This is a genomic window from Arthrobacter sp. USHLN218, from assembly GCF_037144715.1.
Classification (GTDB): domain Bacteria; phylum Actinomycetota; class Actinomycetes; order Actinomycetales; family Micrococcaceae; genus Crystallibacter.
Genome location: NZ_JBBCYT010000008.1, coordinates 1 through 16,458, shown reverse-complemented (window position 1 = coordinate 16,458; position 16,458 = coordinate 1). Strand labels below are relative to the sequence as shown.

Here is a 16,458-nt window from a genome sequence, read left to right as displayed (position 1 = left end):
CGGTCGACCGTTCCACTTAGGCTAGCTGTTAGCCAAGTTCTGGCCACTTGTGCGCTCAGACATTCCGGCAGGGCCCTCACCTGGGTTCGGCCGCGCCTGGCGCTGGGTGGCGAGCAGGCTGGCGGCTTCCTGTGCCGCCGAGAACCCGGAGGTGATCGAGCTTTCGGTATAGAGGGTTCCGAGGAAGTCGCCGGCCAGGAAGACGCGGTTGGTTCCGCGCATAAGCGTGGACTGGAGCCTGGCCCGGCCCGGGAAGCAATACGGCGACTTCCACCGCGCCGCCTTGGCCTCCACGACGCTGTCGGCGAAGCCGTGGCCGAGGACCTGGTCGAGATCGGCGAGGTGGGTCTGGATGACGTCCTCGTCGCTCTTCTCCAGCAGCGCGCGGCCGAGGCCGGCGGGCGAGAACGTCATGAAGCTGCCGCCGGGCTTGCGCACCGATTCGGTGCCGCGGACGATGCTGGCCTGGTTCAGCGCGATCGCGAACGAGCGCTTCGGGGCCGCGATGGCGTAGATGTCATCCCAGGGCCGCGCCGAGGTCTCGTTGGTCAGGAAGGCCGTGCTGACGTGCGGGCCGTACTTGATCTGGCTCAGCGCGCCGCGCAGCTCCTCCGGCAGGTCCACGCCGACGCGGTGCGAGACGTCCGCGGTGGTGGCGAGCACGACGGCGCGGGCCTCCACCTCGCGGTCCACCCCGCCCTGGGTGTAGCGGACGACGACGGAGTTCTTCTTGTGCACGACTTCCTGCACGGCGGCACCGAGCTGGATGCGGTCGCCCAGCGACGCCGCGATCGTTTCGGTCAGGGTCGACGGCCCGCCCACGATGCCGCGGTTCAGTCCCTGGCCGAAGCCCAGCACCAGGCTGAAGTAGCCGATCCCCGCACCCGCCGAAATCTGGTCCATGTCGCCGGCCGACCGGGTCACGGTGGTCTTGAACAGCGCGGCCGCGTCCTCGCTCAGGTCGCCGATGTAGTCCTGGAAGGATTCCTCGTTATGGAAGTCGTAGATCCGCTGCTGGCGCATCGCCCCGGACTCCCCCGCCCGCTTCCGCACCACCCGGGTGTACTTGGCGACGCCGCCCACGACCTTCATCCCGCCGCGCAGCGTATCGATCCGGGACGACAGGGACATCGGGATCCGGAACGGGTACGTGGCGATGTGCCCCTTGCGGATGAACTTGCCGTTCATCGACAGGGCCTGCAGCGACCCGGGGATCTCGACAGCAGAAACACCGACCTCGCTGAGCAGGGCATCCGTGGACGACCCGGCACCGGCGAAGACATGCCCGCCCCAGTTCAACCAGTAGTCCCCGCGGCGCTCCGAACGGATCCGCCCGCCGACCCGCCCGTCCGCCTCCAGCAGCAGCGTGTCCCAATGACGCAGCCGCCACCCGGCCGAAAGACCAGCGAGACCGGCGCCGACGATTACTACATCTTTCATCTGGTTGAATCTTCTTTCGTTGAGGTTTTAGGGCCGGAAACGCCCGGGCTTGATGGGGTAGACGGAAAGCTTCCGCGGAGTGCCTCGGCCGCAATGGAACCGGTCAATGGGTCAGTCTGTTTCAGGACCCCAGCAGTAGGGGCAATCGTGTCGGTCCTCCGGTTCGTCGGTGACCGCAGGTGCTGAGGTTCCATTGCTGGCGCCGCAGACTGTCTCCAGTTGAATTGTCATCGGATTCCTTTCAGCATCGTGTGGCGGCTGCTGGCCTTTGTCGTATTTTTCTGAACCGCCGCATGTCTTAGCAGTCCCTGGGGCTTCACAGATGGGGTAGGGCTTCTACTAAATAGCCTTCGGTCTTTTCGAAAAGCTGGCGCTGCTGGGCTCCGTGTCCCCGTAGCCATAGGATGTCCGCCCGGTCGGTGACCGCGTCTACATAGCCGGTACGAACGACCCGGCCGTCCTTTCGGATTTGCACCCATTGGTCGAGGATTTCTTGCCAATCGTTGACGGTCACGGTTTTCCTTTCGCCTTTCGTAGCGGATGGCAGCTTTGCTGCCCTGTTATTCGACGGGTTTACCAATGGATTCGAGGTCTTTGTCGGCATGTTCGATCACGCGCAGTTCGGCTTCCAGATCAAGGTTGCGGCAGAGGAGCCAGTACGCGGCACCACCGATGGGAATTCCCACGAAGAATGCAATATCGAATCCACCCATCGCCGCAGCGATCGGGCCTTGGTAGAAGCTGAGGTACATGAAAGGGATCATGACGGCGAACGAAATCAGGTAGGCAAGGATCCCCCGCCAGTTCCACAAGCCGTACACTCCGTCCGTGCGGAACATCTCCCGGACGGAGTAGCGTCCCCGCCTAACCAGGAAGAAGTCGGTCAGGTTGACTGCCGTCCAGGGACCCATGAGGTAGCCGAGAATGGCCAGGACGGCGGCGAAGCTTGTATTGAGGAAATCCTCCGGGAGACCTGCTGCGGCAATTGCCCCCGTCACACCGACGAGCAGGATCGTCACTATGCGGATTCGGCGTGTCGGGCGAACCGGGCGGATGCTGTCGAGCGCGGTGATGAGTGTCAGCGAACCCCCGTAGACGCACATTGCCATCAGGCCGAGCAGACCCAGGCCGCCGGTCACCAGCAGGATGGCCCCCAGACCAGGGAAGACGTAGTCACCGGTGACAGCCACACCGGCGAGCACACCTTCTTCGGGCAGCAGGGCGGCGCAGATGGCTCCAACGGCCATGAAAGAGAAGAGACCGAAGAAGAGCCCGCCCGTCGTGAATGTGATGATGGCCGACTTGCGGGTCGTCGGCGGCATGTACCGGGAGTAGTCTGACACGAAGAACGCCCAGGTCAGCTGGTATGCGGTGGAAGCAGAGACAACCACCATGAATGACACCGGGTCGAAGGTCTGGGAAAGGTCAAAGGCAGAAGCCGGAACAAGGCCTCCGGCTGTCAGGCCCACCAGATAGACGACGATGGCAATGACCAGCGCAACCGTGATAATCCGCTGGGCGATATGCAGCCAGTGGTAGCCGAAGATCGCGAGTACCAGGGCGACGATGCAGGTGATGACCGCCCAGACTGGCGGTGACGTACCAAGGTTCAGTTCGGCCGCCGTCGCGCCCAGGAGATTGCCTCCCAGAACCACGTACCCCCAGTAGACGACAAGCGCCATGGCCCAAATGAGTAAGGCGCCGTATCGGCCGAACTGCGGGCGGGACTGCACCATCTGAGGCAGGCCCAGGTGCGGCCCCTGAGTGGCGTGTGCTGATACGGGGATCGTGCCAAGCGCCGCTCCAAGGGCCAGCCCGATCAGTGTCCAGCCCAGATTAAGGCCCATGGAGATGCCGATGGCACCGGTCGCAAGGCTAAGAAGCTGCGCGCTGCCGGCAAACCAGATCGTGGCCTGATCGAAGAGCTTTCCTCCTCGTTCGTGCAACGGCACGTAGTCGATGGACCGCGTCTCGATTCGCGAGACCGCCGGAGTGCCGCCCCTGGGACTAACATCAGTCATGAAAATCTCCTCGAATTACCGCCGCCTGTCTCAGACGGCCGGTTCCAAATCGTCCCCAACCCCTCGATTCAGGGAGTCGACGCCAAAACAGCGTCCCGGATGCGGTTTGCTGCCCGCTCCCCGCTGCGGATGGCGCCTTCCATCAGGCCAGTGAAGTCCGGGTCTGCGTACTCTCCCGCGAAGTAGATGTTTCCCACAGGTTGTTCGAGCCGCTCGATGTCCTCCCGGTTCGTGGCCGGGCTGTAGGCCGCATAGGAACCGCGGGCCAACGGATCGTTGCGCCAAATCGTGGAAACGGCGGAATCAAGATCCCCAAAGGCCAGATCAGGGCGGATAAGGCGTGCTTGGGCGGCCCAGGCGTCATGACTCACCGCCGCCCGGGTGTTGTCCAGGGCGGCAGGGGAACCCATGAACGAGTTAAGGACCGGCGTGACGGAGCCGGTGGCATCCATCGCAGTCCACGTCCAGAACCGGTCTTTCGTAGACATCACTGCACTCGTTTCGGGCACCTCGCGCAGCGGGATGTGAAGCTTCGCGGCGTCCCCCTGCAGGACCCGGTTCAACACAGTCACCTTCCACTCCGGCAGGGGCATCGTAACGGCGGACGCACCGCGAATGAGGGCCAGTGGCAGTGCTACTACAACCGAGTCATAACGGCTCGAACCGGTAGAAGCCCGCACGATATAGCCCTCGTCCGTAGCTTCAACCGCCTGAACGAACTCACCGAAACGGATGGTCCCGGTCAGCCGGGCGGCAAGGGCCTTGGGCAGTTCCTGGTTGCCGCCGCTGACCCTCCAGCTTGGGCGCGGCTCGAAAGAGGCAATGTTCTCCAGCGTCTCAGCGCTGACGTCGCTGGCGGCCACGGCCGTGGATATTTCAATCCGGGCCCGCAAGGCGTCCACCAGGCGCGGTTCGAGGTCCAGCCGCTGGAGCACCTCTTCTGCCGAAGGGGGGCTTGTGAAGGTCTTGGCGATGGCCGCGGCCTCCCGGCCGGCACCGACGACGTCGTCGGTTGTGATGTCGGGGGTGTCGGCCAGCGCGCGGACGTAATAGCTCATCCCGGTATCCACCAAGTCGAGCCCGGTGACATCGAGGAGTCGGCGCATCGAGGTGTAGCCGGACAGTACGAACTCGGCGCCTCGTTCGATGACGCACGGCTCCTTACGTCCGGCTTCGATCGTTTCGGACCAGAGGCGTCCGCCTACACGCTCACGCGCCTCAAAGACCGTGACGTCCATCCCGTCCGCTTCCAGCTGCGTGGCGGCTGCCAAGCCGGCGAGTCCTGCTCCGAGCACTGCCACGGAGTGACGTCCTTGAGTTCCCTGCATAGTTCCAGCTCCCTAGTTGCGCGAATCACTGTGACCGAGATTACGATTCAAAGGCAACGGAAGGGAATTAGACAATATGCAGAATCTTCGGGAAATCTAGACAGATGTACGGAGTGTGATCGTTCAGCTCGCCGCGGATGCCCGTGCATTCAGCGCCGGCCATGAAGGAGCGACCGGTTCACCTCGTTTACAGGTGTTGAACGCGCGCCCGGTCCGATTTGTTGACCTCAGGTGTAGGTTGAACCCGCCCATGGTCCGCTGAGCTTCCCCTTGAGGTTTCGAATGTCAGTCAAAGGCGGTGAATCGAGGAAGTTAGTCCGATGAGTGGAGCAATTTCCATGCGGACCGCGCAAGCCAGAATTCAGAGAGGTCTTTGGTGCGTCGGACGCTGCGGTTTGTTATCGCCTCGACCTGGTCGAGGCGATAAACGAGGCTCTGACGGTGCAGGTGAAGTTCATCGGCCGTGACGTTCCAACGCATGTCGCTGTCCAGATACGTGAATAGGGTCTCGCGCAACGACACGGACCGCGGCTCGTCCGATGCCAAGGGGCCCAGCACCGAAGCAATGATCTGTTCGGCTTCGGTTCGTGATCGAGCGAGCAGTGAGACCTGTTTGCCGCTGAATTCCCGCCACGGTTCCTGTCGGGCCTGAGCGTTATGGTATTCCGACATTGCTTCGGCTACGGCCCCTGAGAGGTCTGCAACGTCACCGTGCTCCGCCGAAACGCCGGAAGTCGTTCCCAGCTGTCCAAGGATTGTTCTGACCCGCTCGAGTTCATGGACGGGGACAGCGAGGACAATCCTGTCGGCGCTTTCTGTCAGCGTCGGGGGAATTCCGGCCAGAGCCAGGGCGAGCGGCACGCGCAATGCCACGTCGCACGCGGTGACTACAGCACGAAAAGCCCCGCCCGTGCCGCCCCACGCCTCCAACAGGGCCGCCTGCCCTTCCTTCCGTCCATTGAGTGCAAGCTCGACAGCGGCCGCTCCTTCCCTGATGCGGCCCATCGCCTCTTGGATGATGGTGTTCACGTCGACCGCGAGGACCTGGGCCAGATGAAGAAGCGCAAACCCGTCAAGAGCCGAATCTTCTTCAACAAAAAACAGGGAAGGCCGCTGGGTCCGGAGTGAATGAGCCCGCGGAACCGATGGTGCGAGAAGACCCTCTCCGATGAGAATGCAGCCGGTAGCTTCATCGAAGACCGTCAGACGGGTACCAAAGAGGTCGCCTAGATCTGCCCCTGAGCGGCGGCTGGCCGCGTCACGCTGACCGGCTATTTGATACAGCTTGGCCAGCAGCAGCACGCCCATCGTCTGACTGTCCGCGTTGGCAGCAGCGACGGTGCGGCCAAAAGCCGCGAACGGTGTGTCCGGATGGGTCGCAAGAATCGGAAAGCCGCGGGCATCGGATTCCGCCAGCATGGCGTTGGTCAGGCGGGGCGCAAGCCCATGCTCGCCTACGGCAATTCCGGCAAGGCCGGCCTCATCAAGCGCGGCGATGAACTCCCGCTGCGCCTGCGCACCCTGCGGAATGCACAGGCCGATGGTCATGAGCAGCTCATGAGGACCCAGCCAACGCTCAGGGTGGGACAGCTCGCAGGAATGAGCCCACAAAACAGTTCGGTCAAGCCCCTGCTCCCCGCTAAGCAGATGGCTATCAAGGCTTGGATTGCCGACAAGGTCGGCGACCGTCATGCGCGTACTCATGAATTTAACAATTGTCTAAAAAATGGCAACTGTCCAGCACTAGTGACTATTACAAGCGTGGCCTGGCTCACTTAGGGTGGTTCTCCGAACAGGCTGACAACGACCAACATCTTCCAAGGAGAACCGCATGAATCTTGCGTCCCGGTTTGCCGCAACCCGAGTGGATTCGAGCATCGTCTGGCCGGACCCGGTCCCGATCGCGCATGAGCGTGTTCTCGAAGGTGCGCCGGCTGCAGCCACCCTGGTGCTGGAAGATACCCCGGCCTACCAGTTGGGGTTGTGGCGGGTCAGCACCGGTGAGTTCGAAACGGATCACACCGGCTACCTGGAGTACATCCACATCCTCGAAGGTTCCGGGCAGCTCGTCGACAGCGACGGGACGGTCACGGAGCTGGAGCCCGGGGTGACGGTTCTGATGCGTCCCGGCTGGAAGGGGCGCTGAGTCGTCGCCGACAGCATCGTCAAGGTCTACACGATCATCCACTCCCGAAACAGAAGCAGGCTCCGTGAAGCATGAAATTGACCTCTTGGCGCAGGTGCCTGACGGGCTCTTCATTGGAGGCCAATGGCGCCCTGCGGACGAAGGCGCAACACTTGGCGTCTGCGACCCTGCCACCGGCGGCATCGTAAAGCAGGTCGCCGACGCCTCGAGGGCAGACGGGATAGCCGCATTGGATGCTGCCGACGCGGCATCGGCGGATTGGGCGGCCACGTCCTTGGGCCGGCGGGCAGACCTGCTGCGTGGCGCGTTTGATCTGCTGCAGGAACGGGCGGAAGAGTTCGCCCTTCTCTTGACGATTGAAACGGGAAAACCGCTTGAAGAATCGCGGGCCGAGGTCGCCTACAGCGGCGACTTCCTTCGCTGGTTCAGTGAAGAGGCTCCCCGTATTCAAGGACGCTACGGACAGAACGCCACGGGTACCGGACGCATGATCATCACGCAGCACCCCGTAGGCCCCTGCCTGCTGATCACCCCCTGGAACTTTCCGCTGGGAATGGCCACCCGCAAGATCGCGCCCGCCCTCGCCGCGGGATGCACCGTCGTCATCAAGCCCCCTGAGCTCGCGCCATTATCAACACTGTTCTTCGTGTCGTTGCTTGAAGAGCTCGGACTGCCCTCCGGTGTTGTGAATGTGGTGACGACGTCGTCGGCGGGCGCAGTGTCAAAGCCGCTGCTCCGGGACCCGCGCCTGCGCAAGCTCTCGTTCACTGGCTCCACTCCCGTGGGCATCCGCCTGCTGGAGCAGGCAGCCCGCGGTGTCCTGCGCACCTCAATGGAACTCGGCGGCAACGCGCCCTTCATCGTGTTCGACGACGCAGACCTCGACAGGGCTGTCGAAGGCGCGCTCAAGGCGAAGTTCCGGAACGTCGGCCAGGCCTGCACGGCCGCGAACCGCTTTATCGTTCATCATTCGCTCGCCGACGAGTTCGCCCGGCGTCTTGCCGGGCACGCGCGGGCCTTCACCGTCGGCCGCGGCACGGACCACGGCGTCGAAGTCGGCCCGCTGATCGATGAGCGCGCCGTGACGAAAGTGAAGCACCTGGTCGACGACGCCGTAGCCCGGGGCGCGACGCTTCATGCCGGCGGGGCCCCAATCGAGGGACCGGGAACCTTTTTCGCGCCGACCGTCCTGTCCGATCTGCAGGCCGGGTCCGAAATCCTTCGCGAGGAGATCTTCGGTCCGGTACTCGCCGTTTCCACCTTTGACGACGAGGACCAGGCCGTGCGCATGGCCAACGACACGAACTATGGACTCGTGTCCTACGTGTACACGGAAAACCTTGCCCGCGGACAACGCATGATCGAGCGCCTGGAGACGGGCATGATGGGCCTCAACGTGGGCGTCGTATCCAATGCCGGCGCCCCGTTCGGCGGCTGGAAATCCTCCGGACTCGGCCGCGAAGGCGGCGCCGAGGGCATCCATGAGTATCTGCAGACCAAATACACCCTCTCCGCGAACCCTTTCGCGTAGGAAACGCACTTGGCGCCGGCACCGGACCGGCGGGCCTCCCGTCCCAGCTGGACGCCTGAATGACCCACTATTGAAAGAGGAGCGACAATGAGCGCTACGGAAACGACATCCACCATCACCAACGGAGACGTGTCCTTCTGGATCCGCGATGCTGGCGGCCGCCCCACCCCGCGACCCGCCCTGAACGGAGACATCGACGTCGACGTGGCGATCATCGGCGCCGGCTTGACCGGCCTGTGGACTGCCTATTACCTCAAGACGGCACGACCCGACCTCGAGGTCGCCGTGATCGAACAGGAATTCGCCGGGTTCGGCGCCTCCGGCCGCAACGCCGGCTGGATGAGCGCGGAACCGGCCGGCCAGTTCCGCCGCTATGCCGCGACGCACGGGCCTGAGGCGGCCCGTGACCTGCAGCGCGAGATGTTCGGAGCCATCCGCGAAGCCGCCCAGATCGCCCGCAGCGAGGATTTCGGAAACGCGGTCACCGAAACCGGGCTCATCCACTTTGCCAGCAACCAGGCACAGCTCGCCCGCGCCAAGTCCCATATTCGGGAAATGAAGCACCAGGGCTGGGGCGAAGAAGATGTCCAGGAACTCTCCGCAGCGGACATCCAGGAGCGCGTGCGGGTACGCGGAGCCCTTGGCGGCTACGGCACCCAGCACTGCGTGCGCGTCCACCCGGCCAAGTTCGTTTTCGGTCTCGCCCGCGCAGTCGAGCGGCGCGGGGTAACGATCTACGAGGGCACCAAGGCGACTGCCGTAGCACCCCGTGTCGTCACGACAGAACGCGGACAGGTGCGGGCAAAGCACATCGTTGAAGCACTCGAGGGGTACAGCCTTTCGCTGCCCGGTCAGCACCGGCGGCTCCTTCCGATGAACAGCAGCATGATCATCACCGAGCCGCTTTCGGATAGCGTGCTGGAATCGATCGGCTGGGCCGGCGGCGAACTGTTGGGCGACGTCGCCCACAGCTTCACCTACATGCATAAGACCGCAGACTCACGGATTGCCATCGGTGGCCGCGGGGTTCCCTACAACTTCGCATCCAGCTTCAACCGGGACGGTCGCACCGCGGAGGTGACTGTGCAGTCCCTGCGGAACAGACTGGCCGAAATTTTCCCGATCCTGCGCGACGTCCGCATCGACCACACCTGGACCGGGGTCCTCGGCGTTCCCAGGGACTGGTGCGCGGCCGTGAACTACGACAGCGCCACCGGCATTGCCCGTGCCGGCGGATACGTCGGTCATGGCGTCAGCGGTACCAACCTAGCGGCACGCACCGTGGCAGACCTGCTACTGGGTAAAGAAACCGCGCTCACCCGGTTGCCCTGGGTCGGACGCCAGGCACGGAACTGGGAATTTGAACCGGTTCGCTGGATCGGCGCGAAGGCTCTCTATGCTGCCTACGGCTACGCAGACCGCAGAGAGAACGCGACCCAGAACCCGCAGACGCATGTCCTCGCCCGCATCGCCAACATCGTGAGCGGACGCTAACGCTACAGGGTGCCTGCCACCTCCCTTGGGTGTCTAGCGAACCCTTCAAGCAAGGCTAGGAAACCCCTCAACGCGCCCAACCCGATTCACTTGGCAATTGTGATGAAGGTTGCAGATTTCATATCCAAATAAACAGTAGTGATTCCCGCCACATCTGCCGCAAGCTGGATGGACATCCAAGGGCTTGCAGATATTGGCGAATCAACTACGCAAGCAAGTACACCAAGAACCAGCCATGGCTAATAAGGAGCATTCGACATGACTCATCCCGTACCGACGCAACCCCGCACAGGCGGCGAGGTGCTCGTTTCCGCGTTGGCCGAGCACGGGGTTGACACGGTCTTCGGCATCCCGGGCACGCACAATCTCCCGATCTTCGCGGCCATGCCGGGCAACGGCATCCGGAACATCACCACTCGCCACGAACAGGGCGCCGGTTACGCCGCCGATGGTTACGCGCGCTCGACGGGCAAGGTCGGCGTCGTCGTCACCACGACCGGTCCAGCAGCGCTCAACGCTGCCACTGCTCTCGGCCAGGCCTATTCGGATTCGGTGCCGATTCTGGTGATCGCTCCGGGTATGCCCACCGGGCACCCCAGCCACGGCAACGGGCTGCTGCACGAGTTCCGCGACCAGCGCGGCGCCATGGCCGGTGTCGTGCAGGAAAGCCACCGCGTCGAAAGCGTTGCCGAAATTCCCGCTGCAGTCGCGCAGGCCTTTGCCCGCCTGAACCGCGGCCGCCGCCGGGCGGAATACCTCGAGGTCCCGCTCGACCTGCTCGATGAGACCGCTGTGGTCGAAAATATCGTGCCCCTGGCGACAGGAACCTATGAGGTCGCCCCGGAGGCCGAGGTAAACCGTGCCGCCGCTGCACTCGCCCAGGCCGGGAACGTCGTTGTGCTCGCGGGCGGGGGCGCCTCAAACGCCTCAACCCAGGTCCAGCGGGTTGCCGAGCGCCTCGGCGCCCCGGTCATCACGACCACCAATGGCAAGGGCGTCCTCCGGGAAGACCATCCCTTGGCCCTGGGCTCGGGAATGCAGCTCTCGGAGTTCGTCGAACTTATCGAAGGGGCCGACGCCGTGCTGGCAGTCGGCACCGAGTTCGCTTCCGCGGACTGGTTCGGCGGCATGCCGAAGCTGCCCAAGACACTGATCCGTATCGACGTCGATCCTGCCGGATTGTTCGCCAACGCGAATCCCAGTCATCCTCTCGTGGGCGATAGCCGGGAGACGCTCCGGCAGCTCGACATCGCGCTGGAATCACTCTCGGTGCGAGCGGACGAGTCCGCAGCCGGCCGCGTCGCCTCGCTCAAGGAACGGATTATCGAGGCGCAGCAGCGGTCCGCGAAGACCTGGCTGGCCTCGCTGGCCTCGCTCGATGAGGTGCTGCCCGAGAACACCGTCATCGCCGCGGACAATGCGATGGTCGCCTACAACGGGGCGCTGGCGGTGCTGCGGCCCAAGCGTTCGCGTTCCTTCCTCTTCCCCACCGGAGCCGGGACGTTGGGCTACGGGCTGCCTGCCGGCATCGGTGCAAAGATCGCCGCACCGGAAACCACGGTGGTCGTCCTCCAGGGCGACGGCGGAATGATGTTCTCCGCGACCGAACTGGCTACGGCGGCCCAGTACGGGGTGGCTCTTCCGGTACTGGTCTATGACAACGGCGGCTACGGCGAAATCCACAACGAAATGGTCGACCGCAATGACCCGGTGCATTCCGTTGCGCTGAATTCCCCCGATTTCCCGGCACTCGCCCGCTCGCTGGGCTGCCTCGGCGTCGAGCTCGAAGACCCGGCCGATCTCGGAGCACTGGTCAAGGATGCGCTGGCGGCGGACCGGCCGACCCTCATCCACATTCGCGAGGAGAGCCGCGCCTCGCAGGGGCTGCGGCCGTAATCCCGGGCGGGAACGCCGCCGGTGCACTCAATCAGTACTGACAACAACGAAAGAGAATCACCCATGAGCACGTACGCCGTCATCAACCCGGCCAGTGGGGCAACCATCACGGAATACCCCCACGCCACGGACGCGCAGATCGAGCAGGCCCTCGCCTCCGCTCAGGCCGCCTATCGCCAGTGGTCGAGGACCACCACCGTCGCCGAACGCGCAGCCCTCGCCCAGCGCGCCGCCGATCTCTTCATCGAGCGCAAGGACACCCTCGCTGCCATCATCAACCGCGAGATGGGAAAGCCGCTCGCCCAGGCGGTCGGTGAAGTCGAATTTTCCGCCGATATCACCCGCAGCTTCGCAAACAACGCCGAGACCTGGCTCGCCGACGAGATCCTCTCCGTCGAGGACGGCCTGCGCACCCTGGTGCGCCGCCAGAGCATCGGCGTGCTGCTCGGGATCATGCCGTGGAACTACCCGTACTACCAGGTCGCACGCTTCGCCGTACCCAACCTGATCCTCGGCAATCCCGTCATCCTGAAGCACGCGGAACAGTGCCCCGAATCCGCTCTCGCCCTGCAGGAGATCTTCACAGACGCCGGATTCCCGGAAGGTGCCTACGTCAATGTCTTCGCCACCCACGAGCAGGTCTCAACGATCATCGCCGATGATCGGGTTCAGGGCGTCTCACTGACCGGCTCCGAACGCACCGGAGCGATCATTGCCGAACAGGCAGGACGGCACCTGAAGAAGTGCGTCCTGGAACTGGGCGGCTCTGACGTCATCCTCGTGCTCGACACCGACGATGTGGACCACGCCGTGGAACAGGCGCTGGCCGGCCGCATGGAAAACACCGGACAGGCCTGCAACGGCACCAAGCGCGTCGTCGTACGCGACACCTACTACGACGAATTCGCGCAGAAGTTCACGGCAGCCATCAGCGCCCAGTCGTACGACAACGGCGACTTTGGACCGCTGTCCTCCGAAAAGGCGACCAAGACCCTCGTGGGACAGGTGCAGCAGGCCATCGAGCAGGGTGCACAGGTACTGGTCGGCAACAACGAACCCGAAGGCAACGTCTACACGCCTACGGTTCTTGCCGGCATCAGCGAGAACACGGACGTCTACCGGCAGGAGCTGTTTGGTCCGGTGGCACAGCTCTACAAGGTCTCCAGCGACGAGGAAGCCATCGAGCTGACCAACGCCTCGCCGTACGGGCTCGGCGCAGTGGTCATCTCAAAGGACTACGAGCACGCCGAACGCGTGGGCAACCAGCTCGACGTAGGCATGGTCTTCATCGGACAGGCCGGGCTGGAAGGTGCCGACGTGCCGTTCGGCGGCGTGAAGCGCTCCGGTTACGGACGCGAACTCGGCCGCTTCGGCATCGAAGAGTTCGCCAACAAGAAGCTCTTCCGCTTCGCCGCCGAGGACTAAACCCCGGCCTTCCCCAAACCGCAGGCGCCGGGAACCCGTTCCCGTTCGTACAAACCGCACGGGTTCCCGGCGCCGGCGCAGTTAACAGATCGAAGGAGATCGACGTGACGAGCATCAGCCGCACTTCGCTCGAAGACGTAGCACTCAACACATTCCACAAGAGGCTGGCCGTGTACTCGTCGGCCGCACCGTTCCTGGACGGTTACATCCTCAGCATCATCGGCGTAGTCATGCTGCAAATGACCGGCGCCCTCAACCTCAGCATCATGGAGCAGGGCCTCATCGCTGCCGCCCCGCTGGTTGGGATGTTCTTCGGCGGCTTCCTCGTCGGACTACTGACGGACAAGATCGGCCGAAAACTTCTGTACGTACTCGACCTGCTGGCCATGGTCCTGTTCTCCCTCGCCCAGTTCTGGGTGGAAGACGCCTGGTGGCTGATTGCCCTCCGCTTCCTCCTCGGTGTGGCTATTGGCGCCGATCACCCGCTGGCCACCTCGCTGCTCGCGGAGTTCCTGCCGAAGAAGCAACGCGGTCCGATTCTCGCGGCCCTCGTCATGATGTGGTTCATCGGTGCCGCGGCCGCCTACGCGGTCGGAGAAGTGATCCTGCGCATCGGCGGAGACGACGCCTGGCGCTGGGCCCTGGCCAGCGCTGCGGTACCGGGCGCGATCTTCATGTTGCTGCGCCACGGAACCCCCGAGTCGGCGCGCTGGCTCGTGAGCAAAGGGCGAATTGACGAAGCCGAGGCAGTGATCAAGAAGGTCTACGGCGACGGCTACTCCGTCGACGATCTTGCCGAGCCCGAGACCACGACGAAGGTGCCGATCAGCGCGCTGTTCCACTCCGGCTACGGCAAGCGGATCTTCTTCGTCAGCGTCTTCTGGACCTGCTCGATCATTCCCCAGTTCGCCATCTACGCCTTCGCCCCGCAGATCCTCGGTCTGATGGGCCTGGAGGATGAACTGGCGTCGGTCGGATCCATCGTGATCACCTCGATGTTCGTGATTGGCTGCCTGCTCGCAGTCCTGACCATCGCTCCCCTCGGCCGCCGCAAACTGCTGATCCACAGCTTCCTCTGGTCCGGTCTGGCGCTGCTGCTGCTCGGGTTCTTCCCCGATAGCTCAGTGGTCCTCACCCTGATCCTGTTCAGCTCCTATGCGGTATTCATCGGCGGCGCACAGGTGCTCCAATATGTTTACCCGAACGAGCTCTTCCCCACCGAAATCCGGGGCTCGGCCATGGGGCTCTGCACCTCCGTCTCCCGCATTGGCGCCGCGACCGGCACCTACCTTGTTCCGTTGTCCTTGGCGGCAATCGGTATCGGCAACACCATGCTCGTCTGTGCGGGAATCTCCCTGGTGGGACTCATCGTCGCCGTGCTCATGGCACCGGAAACCCGTTCCTTGGAACTGAGCCAGGCCGGTTCACTCAACAGCCAGGCCGCTTCACTCAAGAGCTGATAGGAGAAGACCGTGGCTTACACACGGGAAATTCAAGTCGTCGATACTCATGCGGGAACTCCCATGCGGGTCGTCACGGGCGGGATCCCGGACATTCCGGGTGACTCGGTGTACGAAAAGATGCACTGGCTGGAAAAGAAGGATGATGCACTGCGCAAGCTGCTCCTGCGCGAGCCTCGAGGCTACCCGCCGCACTGCTGCAACATCCTGGTTCCTCCGACGCACCCCGAGGCTGATGCCGGGTACATCATCATGGAGCAAATCGAGTACCCGGTCATGTCCGGCGGAAACACGATCTCCGTAGTGACCGTACTGCTGGAAACCGGGATCCTGCCCATGAAGGAACCTGTCACCGAACTCACCCTGGAAGCGCCGGCCGGGCTCATCAAAGTAAAGGCCGAGTGCAAGGACGGCAAGGTCAAGAACGTGACCTTCAAAAACGTCCCGGCGTTTGCCGCGCACCTCGACGCCGAAATCGACGTGCCGCACCTTGGGAAAGTAACCGTCGACGTGGCATGGGGCGGAATGTTCTACGTCATAGCCGACGTCCGCCAGTTCCCCGGACTCGAACTCATTCCCGAACACGGAGCTGAGATCGCCCGGATTTCCTCGATGATCCGCGAGGCTGCAATCGAGCAGTTGCCGGTAGAACACCCGGACTACCCAGGGGTGGGCATCACCATTACACAGCTCTCGGGTCCAACAGACGACCCGAACGCTGACTGGAAGAACGTGGTGACCATGGCATCCGGCGAGTTCTCCTGGGACGACCCCGCCACCTGGACCGGGGGCCTGGACCGTTGCCCGTGCGGCACGGGAACATGCGCGAAAATGGCCGTACTCCATGCCAAAGGCGAGCTGGCGCTCGACCAGCCTTTCCGCCACCAGGGAATCCTCGGGAACGTCTACACCGGACGCCTCGTGGAAGAAGCAAGCATCGGTGACAAGAAGGCAGTCGTTCCCACCGTCACCGGAACCAGCTGGATCTTCGCCAAGAGCACCATCGTCCTGGACGAAGACGACCCCTTTACCGAAGGGTTCACCGTCGGCGACATCTGGGCCTAAGCGACCCAAGCCCACGAGGACCGATTGCTGGCTGTGCCGAGCAGACCCCACGTAATCCGACAGTCAAAGGTACGAATCCATTGCTGTCAGCTCACGGGGCGTGCTCGGCACAGCCAGCACGCATTCGACTGGCGGGTCGACAACCTGCTGTTTTCAGGCCGAAAGGAGCCCTTCCACTCTCATGAGCGCCCTCGGATATCTTGCTGCGTCGGCGCCGCCGAGACTGGCCATTGCCGGCTCCGCCGTGGCGATCCCGATCCTCGCGGTGCAGCAAACGGGAGACGTCCTCCTCGGCGGCGCCCTGGTCTCGGTCTCCCTCGGTCCGAGCGTGGTGGCCGCCCCGTTGGTCGGCGCGGCCCTCGACCGCGCCCGCAGGCCGGGCCTGCTCATCGCGGCGTCCGGCGTGCTGACCGCCATCGCCTTCGCGATCACGGCGTTCCTCGGCCAGATCCCGCTGCCGGTCGTCTTCGCCGCGCTGGCCGTGGCCGGAGCGGTCGCCCCGTTCTTCATGGGCGGGCTCTCCAGCTTCGTCTCCGACGCCATTCCGGACAAGCGGCGGGCCTTCGCCTACGACGCGCTCTCCTACAACTCCTCGGCCGTCGGCGGGCCCGCCCTCGTCGCCATCATGGTGCTGTTCGTGCCGGCCCCGGCC

Annotated in this window: 12 protein-coding genes and 1 pseudogene; 8 read left to right on the top strand and 5 right to left on the bottom strand. The window is 63.8% G+C overall.

The annotated features are described in order from the left end of the window. Positions 1 to 21: 21 nt before the first annotated feature. From WFH44_RS17030 to WFH44_RS17010, 5 genes are all read right to left on the bottom strand, one after another. Entirely contained in the window at positions 22 to 1,440 is a 1,419-nt protein-coding gene (locus WFH44_RS17030; protein WP_336715253.1) for a flavin monoamine oxidase family protein, read from the bottom strand. Positions 1,441 to 1,756: 316 nt separating this feature from the next. Continuing rightward, positions 1,757 to 1,954, bottom strand: a complete 198-nt coding sequence (locus WFH44_RS17025; RefSeq protein WP_336715251.1) for a hypothetical protein — start codon at positions 1,952 to 1,954, stop codon at positions 1,757 to 1,759. Positions 1,955 to 2,000: 46 nt separating this feature from the next. After that, positions 2,001 to 3,461 carry a purine-cytosine permease family protein gene (locus WFH44_RS17020; protein ID WP_336715248.1) on the bottom strand — a complete coding sequence of 487 codons (1,461 nt, stop codon included), beginning with the start codon at positions 3,459 to 3,461 and terminating at the stop codon, positions 2,001 to 2,003. 68 nt (positions 3,462 to 3,529) lie between these two features. Next, positions 3,530 to 4,762 (bottom strand): flavin monoamine oxidase family protein, encoded by a 1,233-nt coding sequence (locus WFH44_RS17015; protein WP_336715246.1) that lies wholly within the window; start codon positions 4,760 to 4,762, stop codon positions 3,530 to 3,532. Between the two features lie 339 nt (positions 4,763 to 5,101). Continuing rightward, positions 5,102 to 6,493 (bottom strand): PucR family transcriptional regulator, encoded by a 1,392-nt coding sequence (locus tag WFH44_RS17010; RefSeq protein ID WP_336715244.1) that lies wholly within the window; start codon positions 6,491 to 6,493, stop codon positions 5,102 to 5,104. A gap of 127 nt (positions 6,494 to 6,620) precedes the next feature. Between WFH44_RS17010 and WFH44_RS17005 the strand changes: the two genes are divergently transcribed. The 8 genes and pseudogenes from WFH44_RS17005 to WFH44_RS16970 all read left to right on the top strand — a co-directional run. Beyond that, positions 6,621 to 6,935 (top strand): cupin domain-containing protein, encoded by a 315-nt coding sequence (locus WFH44_RS17005; protein WP_336715242.1) that lies wholly within the window; start codon positions 6,621 to 6,623, stop codon positions 6,933 to 6,935. A 64-nt stretch (positions 6,936 to 6,999) separates the two neighbouring features. Next, the gene (locus tag WFH44_RS17000) at positions 7,000 to 8,466 is read left to right on the top strand and encodes an NAD-dependent succinate-semialdehyde dehydrogenase (protein WP_336715240.1); all 1,467 of its coding nucleotides are present in this window, start codon (positions 7,000 to 7,002) and stop codon (positions 8,464 to 8,466) included. 87 nt (positions 8,467 to 8,553) lie between these two features. Continuing rightward, a complete protein-coding gene (locus WFH44_RS16995; RefSeq protein WP_336715238.1) occupies positions 8,554 to 9,960 on the top strand; it encodes an NAD(P)/FAD-dependent oxidoreductase in 1,407 nt (468 codons plus the stop codon). A gap of 258 nt (positions 9,961 to 10,218) precedes the next feature. Continuing rightward, a complete protein-coding gene (locus WFH44_RS16990) occupies positions 10,219 to 11,856 on the top strand; it encodes a thiamine pyrophosphate-binding protein (RefSeq protein WP_336715236.1) in 1,638 nt (545 codons plus the stop codon). A gap of 63 nt (positions 11,857 to 11,919) precedes the next feature. Beyond that, positions 11,920 to 13,281 (top strand): NAD-dependent succinate-semialdehyde dehydrogenase, encoded by a 1,362-nt coding sequence (locus WFH44_RS16985; RefSeq protein ID WP_336715234.1) that lies wholly within the window; start codon positions 11,920 to 11,922, stop codon positions 13,279 to 13,281. Positions 13,282 to 13,385: 104 nt separating this feature from the next. Next, complete coding sequence (locus WFH44_RS16980) at positions 13,386 to 14,741, top strand: MFS transporter (protein WP_336715232.1); 1,356 nt, start codon at positions 13,386 to 13,388, stop codon at positions 14,739 to 14,741. Positions 14,742 to 14,753: 12 nt separating this feature from the next. After that, positions 14,754 to 15,806, top strand: a complete 1,053-nt coding sequence (locus WFH44_RS16975; RefSeq protein WP_336715230.1) for a proline racemase family protein — start codon at positions 14,754 to 14,756, stop codon at positions 15,804 to 15,806. 181 nt (positions 15,807 to 15,987) lie between these two features. Then, positions 15,988 to 16,458, top strand: a pseudogene (locus WFH44_RS16970) (hypothetical protein); the annotation flags it as partial.

Coding starts and splice junctions, on each gene's coding strand:
- WFH44_RS17030 (WP_336715253.1), bottom strand. CDS start 1,440: ATGAAAGATGTAGTAATCGTCGGCGCCGGTCTCGCTGGTCTTTCGGCC.
- WFH44_RS17020 (WP_336715248.1), bottom strand. CDS start 3,461: ATGACTGATGTTAGTCCCAGGGGCGGCACTCCGGCGGTCTCGCGAATC.
- WFH44_RS17010 (WP_336715244.1), bottom strand. CDS start 6,493: ATGAGTACGCGCATGACGGTCGCCGACCTTGTCGGCAATCCAAGCCTT.
- WFH44_RS17005 (WP_336715242.1), top strand. CDS start 6,621: ATGAATCTTGCGTCCCGGTTTGCCGCAACCCGAGTGGATTCGAGCATC.
- WFH44_RS16995 (WP_336715238.1), top strand. CDS start 8,554: ATGAGCGCTACGGAAACGACATCCACCATCACCAACGGAGACGTGTCC.
- WFH44_RS16990 (WP_336715236.1), top strand. CDS start 10,219: ATGACTCATCCCGTACCGACGCAACCCCGCACAGGCGGCGAGGTGCTC.
- WFH44_RS16985 (WP_336715234.1), top strand. CDS start 11,920: ATGAGCACGTACGCCGTCATCAACCCGGCCAGTGGGGCAACCATCACG.